This is a genomic window from Paenibacillus sp. P4_E11 (genome assembly GCF_056401635.1).
The window spans coordinates 1-676 of the sequence record NZ_JBFUIX010000661.1 but is presented as its reverse complement, the minus strand read 5'-3'; the positions used below and the strand labels follow the sequence as shown (position 1 = coordinate 676).

Sequence of the window (676 nt, the reverse complement as noted above, 5' to 3'; positions counted from 1 at the left end):
CCGTATACCACTGTACGAATTGTCTTGTTGTTTTGTGGATGGTATCGTTTAGTTGGCGGTCACTTTTGCTTAGCACGTACATTTTCGCTTTTTTGTACTTTTTCCATTGACGACTGCCTTTTTTGCACTTGCTCATGAGTTTTTGCAGCTCGGCTACCTTCTTGTTTCTAAGCCTGTGTATGCTCCTTACTTTTCTTCCTGTAATGATGACAGCTTTGTTTTCTGTGGTCGTCGCTGTGATGGAATGAATTTCACCCAAATCAACACCAACAACTTGATTTCCTTGGTTTTCCGTTGCTGTTTTCCCATCTTCATAGCTCATGGCTACCATCAGTTTCCGGTCAAACACAAGTTCAATTTCTTTGATTTCTGCATTAGGCAAGTGAGGTACGGTGATTTGGATCGGTCGTTGTCGTTTCCCGTCTTGAATACCTAAACTCAGTTCAATCACATTRCCTTCTATCTTGAACGATTTGTCTACCCATTTCGTATTGAAAACCTTTTTATTCTTGTAGGGGTACTTGTTATTCAACCCTTTGCTTTTACTCTGTTTTGCGCTGTCTCGGGCAAATACATATTTATGGCTAACCGCCTGTATGGACTGTGAATGCAAGGGGAATCGATGTTTCAATGCTGCTTGAAGTTCTGTTTTTCCAATCCATTTTCCGTTGTGTTG

At 41.0% G+C, this 676-nt stretch carries 1 protein-coding gene; it reads right to left on the bottom strand.

Going from position 1 to position 676, the window contains the following annotated elements:
* The coding region (locus AC1DWB_RS36765) for a transposase (RefSeq protein WP_477545973.1) at window positions 1–676 on the bottom strand (676 nt) is incomplete at both ends.